The organism is Methylobacterium sp. J-088 (genome assembly GCF_022829295.1).
Lineage (GTDB): Bacteria > Pseudomonadota > Alphaproteobacteria > Rhizobiales > Beijerinckiaceae > Methylobacterium.
The window spans coordinates 1-13578 of record NZ_JAKSYH010000023.1 but is presented as its reverse complement, the minus strand read 5'-3'; the positions used below and the strand labels follow the sequence as shown (position 1 = coordinate 13578).

Annotated in this window: 10 protein-coding genes and 1 pseudogene; 4 read left to right on the top strand and 7 right to left on the bottom strand. The window is 65.6% G+C overall.

The window, feature by feature from the left end; genetic code table 11:
* Nucleotides 1-272 precede the first annotated feature (272 nt).
* Together MKK63_RS01540 and MKK63_RS01535 are read left to right on the top strand one after the other, a co-directional pair.
* On the top strand, nucleotides 273-2300 hold the full coding sequence (locus MKK63_RS01540; RefSeq protein ID WP_243998054.1) for an acyl CoA:acetate/3-ketoacid CoA transferase: 2028 nt from the start codon (nucleotides 273-275) through the stop codon (nucleotides 2298-2300).
* Nucleotides 2293-3765, top strand: a complete 1473-nt coding sequence (locus tag MKK63_RS01535) for an NAD-dependent succinate-semialdehyde dehydrogenase (protein ID WP_243998052.1) — start codon at nucleotides 2293-2295, stop codon at nucleotides 3763-3765. Before MKK63_RS01540 ends, MKK63_RS01535 begins: the two co-directional genes overlap by 8 nt.
* A gap of 158 nt (nucleotides 3766-3923) precedes the next feature.
* On the opposite strand, the gene MKK63_RS01530 is transcribed toward MKK63_RS01535, so the two are convergent.
* The 4 genes from MKK63_RS01530 to MKK63_RS01515 form a co-directional block, all read right to left on the bottom strand.
* Entirely contained in the window at nucleotides 3924-4214 is a 291-nt protein-coding gene (locus MKK63_RS01530) for a hypothetical protein (RefSeq protein ID WP_243998050.1), read from the bottom strand.
* A 204-nt stretch (nucleotides 4215-4418) separates the two neighbouring features.
* Nucleotides 4419-5078, bottom strand: a complete 660-nt coding sequence (locus MKK63_RS01525) for a response regulator (RefSeq protein WP_243998048.1) — start codon at nucleotides 5076-5078, stop codon at nucleotides 4419-4421.
* 208 nt (nucleotides 5079-5286) lie between these two features.
* Nucleotides 5287-6753: a methyl-accepting chemotaxis protein gene (locus MKK63_RS01520; RefSeq protein ID WP_243998046.1), complete on the bottom strand. Its 1467-nt coding sequence runs from the start codon at nucleotides 6751-6753 to the stop codon at nucleotides 5287-5289.
* Entirely contained in the window at nucleotides 6750-7013 is a 264-nt protein-coding gene (locus MKK63_RS01515; RefSeq protein WP_243998044.1) for a hypothetical protein, read from the bottom strand. The genes MKK63_RS01520 and MKK63_RS01515 overlap by 4 nt, the downstream gene beginning before the upstream one ends.
* Nucleotides 7014-7631: 618 nt before the next feature.
* Here MKK63_RS01515 and MKK63_RS01510 point away from each other — a divergent pair.
* Both MKK63_RS01510 and MKK63_RS01505 read left to right on the top strand, forming a co-directional pair.
* A complete protein-coding gene (locus tag MKK63_RS01510; protein ID WP_243998042.1) occupies nucleotides 7632-8762 on the top strand; it encodes a serine hydrolase domain-containing protein in 1131 nt (376 codons plus the stop codon).
* Between the two features lie 108 nt (nucleotides 8763-8870).
* A pseudogene (locus tag MKK63_RS01505) lies at nucleotides 8871-9413 on the top strand (aldo/keto reductase); the annotation flags it as partial.
* A 193-nt stretch (nucleotides 9414-9606) separates the two neighbouring features.
* Here the strand turns inward: MKK63_RS01505 and MKK63_RS01500 are convergent.
* The 3 genes from MKK63_RS01500 to MKK63_RS32140 form a co-directional block, all read right to left on the bottom strand.
* Entirely contained in the window at nucleotides 9607-10758 is a 1152-nt protein-coding gene (locus MKK63_RS01500) for a M20 family metallopeptidase (RefSeq protein WP_243998041.1), read from the bottom strand.
* 268 nt (nucleotides 10759-11026) lie between these two features.
* Nucleotides 11027-11677: a TnsD family Tn7-like transposition protein gene (locus MKK63_RS01495; RefSeq protein WP_313901734.1), complete on the bottom strand. Its 651-nt coding sequence runs from the start codon at nucleotides 11675-11677 to the stop codon at nucleotides 11027-11029.
* Nucleotides 11678-11695: 18 nt separating this feature from the next.
* Entirely contained in the window at nucleotides 11696-12358 is a 663-nt protein-coding gene (locus tag MKK63_RS32140) for a TniQ family protein (protein WP_409564463.1), read from the bottom strand.
* Between the last annotated feature and the right edge of the window lie 1220 nt (nucleotides 12359-13578).

Sequence of the window (13578 nt, the reverse complement as noted above, 5' to 3'; positions counted from 1 at the left end):
GCGGGGCCGTTTGCGTCGGCGGCAGTGCACACAGGGCGCTGGGGTGGGGCACAGCCGACTGGAGGGGTGAGCGGGGGTTGGATGCGCTGTGGTCAGTCCCCACAAAGGGCAACGCGCGTCCGGTCCACGATCCGCAGGCTTGCGGGTTACCAGATCGGGTTTGGGATCTTCTTGCGGATGGTAAATCGGGCGGCCCGGCCGGCTCATGCGCCCACCCTCCCCCGCAAAGGGGGGAGGGAAAGGCGCGCGGTTCGGCCGCCGAGGACCAATCCATGGCCAGCCTGAAAAACAAGATCGTCAGCGCCGACGAGGCCGCCGCCATCCTGCAGGATGGCGACATGGTCGCGGTCTCGGGCTTCGTCGGCATCGGTACGCCCGACGAGCTGATCCTGGCGCTCGCCCGCCGTTTTGACGCCGGCAACGGCCCGCACGGGATCGGCCTGATGTTCGCCGCCGCCCCGGGCGACGGCAAGGAGCGCGGCCTCAACCGCCTCGCGATCCCGGGCCTCGTGAAGCGCGTCGTCGGCGGCCATTGGGCGCTGGTGCCGAAGCTCGGCGCCCTGGCGGTCGAGGGTCAGATCGAGGCCTACAATCTCCCGCTCGGCGTCGTCTCGCACCTCTACCGCGAGATCGCCGCCCACACGCCAGGCCACATCACAAAGGTGGGCCTGCGCACCTTCGTGGATCCGCGGCTGGAGGGCGGCAAGCTCAACGCCGTCACGACGGAAGACCTCGTCGACGTGGTCGAACTCGGCGGCGAATCCTGGCTGCACTACAAGGCGTTCCCGGTCAACGTCGCGCTGATCCGCGGCACCACCGCCGATCCTGCCGGCAACATCACCATGGAGCGCGAGGCGCTGACGCTGGACAACCTCGCCGCCGCCATGGCGGCGAAGAACTCGGGCGGCTTCGTGATCGCGCAGGTCGAGCGTCTGGCCGAGGCCGGCTCGCTCAACCCGCGCGAGGTGCAGGTCCCCGGCATCCTGGTCGATTGCGTGGTGCTCAGCCAGCCGGAGAACCACCACCAGACCTACGGCACGCCCTACAACCACGCCTTCACGGGCCGCCAGCGCGTGCCGCTCGACCGCATTCCGCCGATGGCGCTCGACGCCAGGAAAATCGTCGCCCGGCGCTGCGCGTTCGAATTGCCCCCGGGCGGCGTGGTCAATCTCGGCATCGGCATGCCGGAGGGCGTCGCGGCGGTCGCCGCCGAGGAGCGGGTCCTGAAATACCTGACCCTCACCGCCGAGCCGGGCGTGATCGGCGGCCTGCCGCAGGGCGGGCTCGATTTCGGCGCCGCCCTGAACCCGGCCGCGGTGCTGCACCAGAACCAGCAATTCGACTTCTACGACGGCGGCGGGCTCGATCTCGCCTGCTTGGGGCTCGCGCAATGCGATGCCGAGGGCAACGTCAATGTCAGCCGGTTCGGCAAGAAGCTCGCGGGCGCGGGCGGCTTCATCAACATCTCGCAGAACGCAAAAAGCCTCGTGTTCGCCGGCACCTTCATGGCCGATGGCTTGAAGGTCGCGATCGAGGGCGACGGGATCCGCATCCTCAGCGAGGGGCGCTCCCGGAAATTTATCGCCGCCGTCGAGCAGGTGACCTTCTCGGGCGCCTACGCGGCCGATCGCGGCCAGCCGGTGCTGTACGTGACCGAGCGCTGCGTCTTCCGCCGGACCCGGGCCGGCATGGAACTCGTGGAGGTCGCAGCCGGAGTCGATATCGCGCGCGACATCCTCGGCCAGATGGGGTTCGTGCCGATCGTGCAAAACCCGAAGCCGATGGATCCGCGCCTGTTCCGCGAGACCATCATGGGGCTGGAGCCGTGGCTGCTCGGCCTCTCCATGGCGGAGCGGATCAGCTACGATCCGGAGCGCAACATCCTGTTCTCGAATCTCGAAGGCTTTCAGGTCCGGACCATCGAGGATGTCGAGCTGGTGCGCCGGGAATACGAGCGCGCCTGCCAGGAGATCGGCCGCAAGGTCCACCTGATCGCCAATTACGACGGGTTCGAAATCGACCCGACGGTAAGCGATGCCTATTTCTCGGCCATCGCTTATCTGGAAAAGCGGTATTATGAGACGGCATCGCGCTATACGACGAGCGCGTTTCTGCGATTGAAACTCGGCGCCTCGCTGGCGAGCCGCGATCTGGCTCCCCACGTATTCGAGACAAGAGCCGAGGCACAGGCGAGGAATACGGCCCAGGGCGTGACCCTCAAGCCGCGGAATGCGATGTCGGACTCCGAACGATCGGAATCCGAGCTGCCGCATCCGCCGAAGGAACCGTTGGATGCCTGAGACCGAGATTCCCACCCTGCAGGATCGCGCCCTGCTGGTCGAAGCCTGCCTCGTCGGCGGCGCCTGGACCCAGGCCGGCTCCGGCAGCATCGATGTGACGAACCCCGCCACCGGCGCGGTTATCGCCCGGGTGCCGAATGCCGGCGCCGAGGAGACGCGGGCTGCGATCCAGGCGGCGCATGCGGCCTACCCGGCCTGGCGCGCCAAGACCGCCAACGAGCGCGCGGTGCTGCTGCGCAAGCTCGCGGCGCTCGTCACCGAGCATCAGGAGGATCTGGCGCAGATCCTCACCGCCGAGCAGGGCAAGTCGCTGACCGAGTCCCGCGGCGAGGTCGCGATGTCGGCAGCCTACGTGCTGTGGTTCGCGGAAGAGGCGCGGCGCGTCTACGGCGACGTGATCCCCTCCCCCTGGGGCGACCGCAAGATCCTCGTCACCAAGGAGCCGGTGGGCGTGGTTGCGGCGATCACGCCGTGGAATTTCCCGTCCTCGATGATCGCCCGCAAGATCGCCCCGGCGCTGGCCGCCGGCTGCCCGATCGTGATCAAGCCGGCCTCGCAGACCCCGCTCTCGGGGCTGGCCTGGGGCGTGCTGTGCGAGCGTGCGGGCTTCCCGGCCGGTGTGGTGTCGATCCTCACCGGTTCGGCCCGCGCCATCGGCGCCGAGATGACCGGCAATCCCTTGGTCAAGAAAATCACGTTCACCGGCTCGACCGAGGTCGGCAAGGTGCTGCTGGAGCAGGCCTCGCACACGGTGAAGAAGGTCTCGATGGAATTGGGCGGCAACGCGCCGTTCATCGTGTTCGACGACGCCGACATCGACCGGGCGGTGGCGGGCGCGATGCTCGCCAAGTTCCGCAATTCCGGCCAGACCTGCATCTGCACCAACCGCTTTCTGGTGCAGGACGGGATCTATGATGCCTTCGCGGAGAAGATGGCCGAGGCCGCCAATCGCCTGAAGGTCGGTAACGGCCTCGAGGACGGCGTCGCCCAGGGGCCGCTGATCGACATGGCGGCGGTGGAGAAGACCGAGGCCCATATCCGCGACGCGCTCGAGAAGGGCGGCCGGGTGATCGCGGGCGGCCACCGCCACGCGCTGGGCGGCCAGTTCTTCGAGCCGACCGTGATCACCGGCGCGACCCCCGGGATGGATGTCGCCCGCGAGGAGACGTTCGGCCCGCTGGCGCCGCTGTTCCGCTTCCGCGACGAGGCGGAGGCGATCCGCATGGCCAACGACACCGAGTTCGGGCTCGCCTGCTACTTCTACACCCGCGACCTCGGCCGAACCTTCCGGGTCGCGGAGGCGCTGGAATACGGCATGGTCGGGATCAACGAGGGGATCATCACCACCGAGGTGGCGCCCTTCGGCGGCGTGAAGGAATCCGGCCTCGGCCGCGAAGGCTCGTATCAGGGCATCGAGGATTACCTGAACACGAAGTACCTGTGCGTGGGTGGGCTCGGGGCATGATGCCCGGGGTCCATTGAGACGCATATCCCCTCCCTTGCTGGCAGGGGGCCAGGGGTGGTGCAGAAGGCACCGCGCCACTCGATCCTTAACCACCCCCACCTCCAACTCCTCCCCTCAAGGGGGAGGAGAGCAGGTCGCGTCTAGGGCCTAAGCGCGTCTTACTTACCGCTCGGCGCAGCGCCGCTGCCGGTTGTGCCGTTGCCCATGCTGCTGCCGGCCGGTGCACCGGGGGTGCTGACGCGGGGGCCGCCGCTGGTGCCGGGCGCCATGCCGGCGCCGGTGGAGCCGGTCTGCTCCATCGCTCCGGTTCCCGTCCCGGTGCCGCCCACGGCGCCGGATTTGTTCACGTTGCCCTGGTCGGCGCCGCCGGTGTGCGGTGCCTGTGCCAGCGCCGCACCGGACGTGGCGAGCACGAGCGACGTGGCCAGCGCGAAGATCGTCTTCGACATAGGGTCTCCTGAATCTGCATTCGGTCGTCCCTGGCCAACCCCAAGCCGGTGAGAATGTTCAGCGGGCGAGCGTCCGGCCATCCCGGCCAAGATCGGCGTCGAGCGTCTCCGCCCGCCTCCCACGTCCGCGGAGGGGGGAGACGCGAGCCGCCTGCGGCCGGTTCTCCGACGGTGATCAGCATCCTGTGTGATGACCGGAGGCGTCTAGGCCGGATGCGCGTCGTGGATCCGGTCGAAATCCAGCGATGCCGTCTCGATCACGATCTGCGTCCGGCTGATCACCTCCAGCTTGCGGAGGATCTCGGAGACGTGCGCCTTCACGGTCGAATCGCCGACCTGAAGCTCGTGGGCGATCTGCTTGTTGAGCTTGCCCTGCCGGATCATCATCAGAACGCGCACTTGCTGCGGGGTCAGCCGGGCGAGGCGCTCGGGCAGCGGCGCCTTCTTCGAGCGCGACGCCGGGGCGTTCGCCTCGGCGAGGCCCGGCGGCAGGAACAGCGCGCCGCTCAGCACCTCGGTGATCGCCCGGGTCAGCGTCGCCTTGTCCATCGCCTTCGGGACGAAGCCGGCGGCCCCGTGCTGCAGAGCCTCGCGCGCGATGCGCGGATCCTCGTGGCCCGACACGATCAGGATCGGGATCCGCGGAAACCGCGCGCGGACCGTGATCAGCCCGTCGAAGCCGGCGGTGCCGCGCATCGACAGGTCGAGGAGCGTCAGGTCGATGTTCCGGTTGGCCGCCAGCACGGCGCAGGCCGCCTCGATCCCGTCGGCCTCGTGCAGCACCGCATCCGGGTGCGCGAGGCGGATCGTGGCCGCGAGGGCGTCGCGGAACAGCGGGTGGTCGTCGACGATCAGAAGATGCACGGACAACGCGATCCTTCGCCCAAGATCCTCGCGGGATCCGTCGAAAACTGATCGAAGCGGCCCCGGGGCGCAAGCGGGTGTCGAGATGACCGCTCTCACGCCGGGGCCTGAGAAGGCCGGCTCGCCTGTCCACCGTCTGCTGGGTGCTCGGGCGGCGCGGATCACAGATACGGCGCGGCCCGTCTGAAGCGCGCCGCGCCGTTTCCGCTCAGGCCGCGCGGACCGATGCGAGGAAGCGGCCGACCTCCTGCCCGAGCGCGTCGAACTCGACTGACAGCTCCGAGGCCGAAGCCAGAAGGCCGCCTGCGGTCGTCCCCGTCGTCTCGACGGCTTCGGCCACGGCCGTCACGGTCGAACTCACCGCGCTGGCGCCGGCCGCCGCCTCTGCGACAGAGCGGACGATGCGTTGGGCGGCAGCGCCCTGGTCGCGCACGGAGGCCGTGATCTGCGTGGCGAGGGCGTTCATATCGCGGATCTGTACCGTGATTCCGTTCACCGCCGCCACGGCCCGCTGCGTCGAACTCTGGATCCGGCCGACCTGCGAGGCGATGTCCTCGGTGGCCTTGGCGGTCTGGCTGGCGAGTTCCTTCACCTCCGCCGCCACCACCGCGAAGCCGCGGCCGGCCTCTCCGGCCCGGGCTGCCTCGATCGTGGCGTTCAGCGCCAGCAGGTTGGTCTGGGCGGCCACCGTCGAGATCAGCGCCACCACGTCGCCGATCCGTTCCGCGGCCGCGCTCAGCTCCTGAACGAGGGGCACGGCCTCGGCCGCCTGCGCGGCGGTCCGGCTGGCGAGATCGGCGGAGCCGCTCACCTGCCGCTCGATCTCGCCGAGCGACGCACCGAGTTGCGCAGTCGCTTCGGCCGCTGTCTCGGCCGTGCGCGCCGCGTTTCCTGCCGAGGATGCCACATCCGACGACTGGCGCGCCGAATCGGAGGCCGTCTCCGACATGTCGGCGGCCGCCGTACGCAGGCCCGCCGCGGCGCTGGACACATGATCGAGGATACCACCTACGGTCGTCTCGAAGGTCCGAGCCAGGTGCTCGGTCGCGTTCCGCCGTGCCACGTCCAGCTCGACCCGGGCCTCCGCGGCTTCCCGCTCCAGGACGCTGGTCCGGGCCAGCTGCGCCTGGGCCTCCATCTCCGATTGGCCGAGCGCCCGGAACGAGTCGACCGTCGTGCGGCAGACCCAGATCAGGACGGCGGCTTCGACCACCACGATCACCGCGTGCAGCGCGACGCGGCCGAGATCGGTCGCGGCATCCGGGAACACCAAGGCCGGAACAGCCAGATCGAGGGCGAGGTGATGCACGGCGGTCGCCACGGTCGCCGCCAGGATCACGCGCCAGTCGCACCAGCCGACCAGCACGGCGAGACAGGCGAAGAAGTACATGTGCAGATCGACCTGCCAGCGATGCCCGGCGAACACGATCAGGAAGATCGCCGCCATGCCGATCAGGGCGACCCCGCTGACGATGCGTGTGGCCTGGCCGATCGGATCCTGCCACCAGACCATGGTCGCCGTACCGGCCAGGACCGCGACGGCCGCGATCGGGCCCAGCGTCGGCAGGCCGCCGTTCAGCGCGGCCTCGGCCCCTGCGACGACGAGCACGTGCACCCACAGGATTGCGATGAGGGAACGGCCGAACTTGAGCCGGAGCGTATTGAGGTGGTTCATCGTGCTGAGTGTCCGAAATCAGGCTGCAAATCGCGGGTGATGGCGTGGGACCGATCGGCGCGACCGCAGCCGCCGGCCAAGCTGCCGTCGAGGACGAGCCGGGCCCCCGCCGCATAGAGGCGAGAGACGAAACCGGCATCTTCGGCGCGGGCGATCACGACGTCCCGCCGGCCATCGACATTCAGGATCGATCCGCCCGCCTCGGCCACCATGCGGACCATGGCATCGGTGTCGGATCCCGCGCGGCCGAAAAGCGCCACGGTATCGGACCGGGGGGCGGCCAGCAGGACCAGGGGGGTGATCAGGGCGACGGCGCCTCCGAGGACCTCGAGTACAATCTGGACTCGTATCCAACCCGATCTCCTGTCGGATTCGGAGTTCGCTACTGCCGACATGGGCCTTCTCAACTCCAATCGGTCTTCAGATATTGCATGTCATTCACTTTGAGTTGTAAATTGAGTTGCGATCTTACAGTGATATGAGCCTGCCATCGATTTTCTTCAAAATTATGAACATGAGATGCATTTGGCAAGGAATATATTCGACGTTCGCGCGTATGACGGGTTTCTCTATTGCTGCTTTTGCGAGTCGACGACGGGACTAGAGTTTGCAACTTAAAGAATTTCTGCGACTTTTCAGGGATCAATATTTTCAATATGCGTCGATATCGATCGGTATTCTGGTCCGATGAAACGTCACCTGTTCCTGTCTCGGGGCTGGACTGCGTGTCATCGGGCCAACGATTCCGGCGGTACGTTGCGCGCGGCAGGCTCAAGCGTACCGCGCGGCGCAAGGCATGCTTTCCGCTCGGTCCGCGTCGTGAGACGCCTCGGACCGACGGGGCTGCGCTCATCGCGGCCGCGTAGTGGAGATCGTGTGTGAGACAGGACATGGTGCCGTCATGGCCGGGGAAATCGTGGGATCAGGCCGATCCCGCTGCGGCCGGATTCGATCCCGTGCGCCTCGCGGAGGCGGTGGCCTACGCCGAGGCGCATGAGAGCGCGTGGCCGCGCAGCCTGTATTATCCGGATGGGCGCTATGTCGGGATCGTCGAATGGAACGAGACCGGGCCCTGGAGCGCCATCGTGGGCCCGGTGCGGGAGCGGGGTGGGCCGGCGGGGGTGATCCTGAAAGGCGGCCGCCGGGTGGCGGCCTGGGGTGATACCGGCCGCCCGGACATGACGTTTTCGGTCGCCAAGAGCTACCTGGCGGTCCTGGCCGGCCTCGCTCACGATGACGGGCTGATCCCCGACGTGGACGCCCCGGTCCGCGACAGCGTGCCGGACCCGCTCCTCGACGGCTCGCACAACGGCGCGATCACGTGGCGCCACCTGCTGCAGCAATCGAGCGAGTGGCAGGGGACGCTGTTCGAAAAATCCGATCAGGTCGACCACTTCCGCCAGATCGGCCCGGGGGCGGACAACAGCCGCAAGGGTGAGAAGCGGGCGCCGAACCCGCCCGGCACCCACTACGAGTACAACGACGTGCGGGTGAACCTGCTGTCCTACTGCCTGATGCGGCTCTTCGGTCGCGCCCTGCCGGAGGTGCTGCGCGCGCGGATCATGGATCCGATCGGTGCATCCTCCGACTGGGCATGGCACGGCTACGACACGGCCTGGGTTACGATCGACGGCAGCCGAATCCAGTCCGTCCCCGGCGGCGGCCATTGGGGTGGCGGCCTGTTCATCGGCGCCGACGACCACGCCCGGTTCGGGTTGCTCATCGCCCGAGGCGGCGTCTGGGCCGGGCGCCGGCTCCTGTCGGAGCGCTGGATCCGCGCCATGCTGACCCCGTCGCCGACCCTCGAGAGCTACGGCTACCTCTGGTGGCTCAACCGGGGCGCCACCGCCAAGCCGCAGCTTTCCGCCAACGCGTTCAGCGCGTTGGGAGCCGGCAACAATGTGATCTGGTGCGATCCGGACCACGACCTCGTGGCGGTGCTGCGCTGGATCGACAAGAGCGCCGTCAATGGATTCATGCTGCGTCTCGCGGCGGCCTTGCGGGATTAACCCGCCGCGGGGCCGTACTGGGTTCCGGCGCGGGCTGGGACGACGTCGACGAACGCCCTGAGCGCCGGCCGCATCAGCCGGCGGCAGGGATAGTACAGGAAGAACCCGAGGAAGCTCGGGCTGTCGGAGGCGAGCGCCGCCACGATCCGCCGCGCCCTCGCGGTCCACCCGATCGCCGCGGTGCAGACCGAATACTCCCTGAGGAGCCGCGAGCCCGAGGCCGCCGTGCTGCCGACCTGTGCCGAACTCGGGATCGGCTTCGTGCCCTACAGTCCCTTGGGCCGCGGCCTCCTCACCGGCGCGATCCAGACCCAAGACAGCCTAGCGGCCGACGATTATCGCTGGACGCTGCCGCGCTTCCAGGCCGAGAACCTCGCGGCCAACCAGCGGCTGCTCGACACGCTCGCCGCCCTGGCGGCCGACGAGGGCGTGACGCCCGCGCAACTCGCCCTCGCCTGGGTGCTGAGCCGGGGCGATTCCATCGTGCCGATCCCGGGCGCCCGCAAGATCTGCCATCTGGAGGAGAACGCGGCGGCGGCCGATCAGGTGCTGTCGGCGGCGGATCTCCGAACCATCGCTGACGTGATGCCCGCGGAGGCCGTCAGCGGTGGCCGTTACGGTGAGGCCGCCCTCGCCGTGGTCAATCTCTGAGCCTCCGAGCCTGTTCGACCCGAAATCCTCTGGGTTTCCAAAGGGCTCAGCCCTTTGGCGGGTTCTCAGGGCGGAGCCCTGAGGCGTTCACCAGGGCTCCGCCCTGGACCCGCGAAAGGTCTCGATCTTTCGAAACCATGACGCGATCTGTCCGCGCGTTGCGGACCATCGTGTGTTTCCGGCACACGGGCCCTTAGAGCGCCGCGATGGTCTCGGCCATCGCGCGCGCCCTCGGCACGAGGCTGCTCACCTCCAGGTATTCCTCGGGCGAGTGCGCCTTGCCGCCGACCGGGCCCACGGCGCAGAGGGTCGGGCAGCCGACGCTGGCGGTGAAGCCGGAATCGGCGCAGCCGCCCGCGAACTCGCCCTCGACCGGCCGGCCGAACCCCGCGCTGACCTGGGCGTAGGTCTCGAACAGCGCCCGGGAGGCCGCATCCTGCACCAGCGGCAGGAACTCGCCCTTGATGGTCAGCTGTGCCGTCGTGTCCGGCACCGTGGAGGCGGCCACGATCGCGGCGATCCGGTCCATGGCTTCGGAACGGTCGGGCGGGGTGACGTAGCGCAGGTCGATCTCGCAGGTCGCCCGGGGCGCCACGGTGTTGACCGACTGGCCTCCGGCGACGAGACCGACATTCACCGTGATGCCGCGCGCGAGATCGGTGATGGCATGGAACGCCACGGTCTTATGCGCCAGTTCGAGGATGGCGCTGCGCCCCTCGGCATAGTTGCCGCCGGAATGGGCGGCCTTGCCCAGCACCTCGAGCTGCATGAACACGCCGCCCTTGCGGCCGGTGACGACGTTGCCGGTCGGGCGTCCCGGCTCGGAATTCAGCACCGCCCGCGCGCCGCGGGCGGTGTCCTCGATGATCGGCCGGCAGGCCGGCGAGCCGATCTCCTCGTCGCTGGTAAACAGGCCGACCAGCGGCACCGGCGCGCCACCGGCCCGGTGGTAGGCCGCCAGCACGAACGCGTTCATCACGAGGCCGGCCTTCATGTCGGCGACGCCCGGCCCGTAGGCGCGGCCGGCGGCGACGTGGAACGGCCGGCGCGCCACCTCGCCCTTCGGAAAGACCGTGTCGCGATGGCCCATCAGCACCACCGGCCGGTTGCCGCCGCCGGACCCCGCGACCTCGGCTTTGAGCGCGTCGCCGTAGCCCGCCACCGGGATCGTCGTGACTGGAATGCCCTCGCCGGCGAGGAACGCCGCGAGGCGGGCACCGACCGCATCCACGCCCGGCTTGTCGTACGATCCGGAATCGAGGTTCACGAGGTCTTCAAGGAGCGACAGCATCGCTCCCTCCTGCCCATCGAGCCAGCGGAGGGCGTCGGACGCGCGATCGGTCATGGAGGTCCTCATTCCGGGATCGACGCGACCGCCCGCAAAGGCTGCGACGCGCCGACAGGTGTCCCTGGCAAAAAAAGTCGGGTGAGAATACCCACCAAAATACCCCTAATTTATGCCGGCGATCGGGCCTAGAGTTGGGTGAAACAGACACGCGTGCCGCTCCTGTCGAGGGTCCCGGAAAAATTAAGTCGGGTGAAAACATCATTCGATTTTTACCCGACTCTCAGGCGAGCGCGTTTGCCACGCTTTCGCGACACCTGGTGTGCACTTATTGTCTTCTTACCGTCGGCACCTCGGTGATACCGAGTTTCTCGGCTTGTTGCAGGAGTGTCTTGGTGTTTAATCCCGCCAGTCGCGCTGTTTTCTTGAGTGCCCATCCCTCTTGTATAGCTCGTGCGATGTGCGAGATTAGGCTTTTTCCAAAACTGTAAAATTTTGCCTTCGTGAACGTGCCATCCGAATTTTTTCGCCTGATATATTCGTACTCGCAAGAGCAACAAAAACGAATGCGCAAATCAGGTCCGACATATCGAATATTTGTTATTCGAACTTTGGCGTGTGCTGGATCAGAAATCAGCGGATTGTAGCACTTCCAGGGTTTCCCCTGAATATCTGCTTGTTTGGGTTTGGGTTTGGGTTTGCGATCAATGCGTCCCTGCGAGGCCTTTACATCCGGCTGTTGCGCGAGAAAATCCTGAAACAAGATGTGATAGAAAGTCGGAGTGTTGAAGCCTTGCTTTTTTAGCAATGACAGGGCCCATGTTGGCGTATCGCTTGTTCCATTGCCAATATTCGGCCAAAACCGGACCAAATTTGCAAGGTATTTTTGGAGGGCAATTCCTATAGTATCTTTGTTAATCTGCTTTTGCGCGCGGAAAAAACCTTTGCTATGAAGAAAATCAAGATAAATAGTTCGAATATTATCGATGATTCGATCTTATTGTACGATCTGCGATAATTGTCTGCTACGTTTTGCAATGCGGCTCAAAACATCAATTTCTTTATCCAACAGATTATCGATGACAGCCGTTGTATCTGTATGACAAGATGTATCGTCGGCGCGATAATAAAGCGATGAGCGACCCTGTAACTTGACATGACTATAGCTCAGAGATATGCGATGCGTGGGGCAGACAACAACATGCGCCAACTGTTGGTCACGACGCCAGTAGGCTTCGCCAAATGTTTCGATCATATGGCTTTGACGGGCTGGGCAGAATCGGAGATATTTTGGAGCCGCTATGAGTGTTTTTCGACGAAGTGCGATCCGTTTATCGGGTGACCCTGACGCCAGCATGTCCCTATAAATCTTACGGCGATGCGATATGTCTGTATACGCAGTGTGAAAATTAAATAGTGTGTGGTCGGAGACGATTTCATCGGCTGATATATTCTGGCCCTCAGGTATGACAGACGCGATCCTCATTATCCCACTTGGCAGATCGATCGAATTTCCATTGTGATTGAGGCCGAATAGGCTCGAATTGATGCTGTTAATATTTCTTATGCCTGCTCTGTGAACGTATCTAGCAACGACACTGTAAAGTAACTCGTCAGGATAGGGCTGGGGAAATTGCGTGAGTCTCAGTTGCCGAGGCATAGGCCTGTCCCGCCGGATGAATGTAGCACAGCGCAATGGTGTGCGAGGATGGAGGCTGCGACGCGCTTGGCCCGATGAAATCGGAACACTCGACTGGCGTCGGCTTCAGGAGATCGCCTGCTTCATAGGCGATGACGAACGATAGAACGAAGAGGAACAAACGAAGGACGTTCATCGCGATTCCGTCGGCTTGCCTGTGGATCGAGCCGAAGACGTATCGACGGCACGTTACACTCACCGATGCTTCCTGAGGCGGAAGTCCGGTCGAATGGTAATTGTCTGCGACCCCAGCCGAGAGCGTCGGAAGGGCCCCCGTTCGTGGCTACGTCACGATCCAGAGTTGCCCGCCGGGATCGAGACCTTGCCGTTCCAGCTTTCTATCCGCAGATCGAATTGGCCCCCATCCATCCATCGTACGCATGGATCGCGATCGTAGAATGCTCCTCGGTCCGCTAGGGGCGCGAATGCGTCCCGTATGGTGTCGTCGATGGCGCGCACCGCCTCACCTCTTCTCAGCATGGTCGCTGAAGGCGGCTCGCCTGCGGCGGGTCCTCCTCCGTGGACTTCGATTTTCGTTCGATCTCCGGCTCGTGTCCTGCGATTGGCCGCATGGATGAACTCAGATAGCAGCACTCCGTCCGAGCCGGCGCCATCGAACCGAAGCAAGCCTACGACCCTCCGATCGAGATTCGTGAAAGTCACGACGATGCAGCTACGCACCTCTAACGTCTCGATCTCAATCTGCCTTTCGTCGCGGGATGCGAAGGCATACCGCCCCCTGTAGACCCTGACGCCGAAACCGATGAAGCCAAGATCCGCCTGCAAGGATGCTTGTGCCGCGTCCGCTGAGGCACTACCGGCCGCACCGTCGATCAGGGTACGTCTGATCGAGTTCGTTTCCGCCGACACTGAATCGAAAGTGCCGAGCCGGCGAACCCGGAGAATATGGTATGGCCGGGGCTCCCGGACGACGGGGGATTTCTTTCCGAACCCCATAAATCGAATACCCTTGACCGGTCGCCGCGAAAGCCTCGTCATTCCTTCGATAAGGAGTTGATCGTCTACAACGTGTTACCCACCTGATCGGCCCCCACGAGGTGGTCCAAGGGTAAAGTTAGTGCACGGTGGGCCGCTCCGCCGCGAGTAGCTTGGCCGGCGGAGCTGGTCGGGCGAGCGCAGCCGGCCAAGCGGAGAAGGCTGGCACGAACACCTCCGGGGCC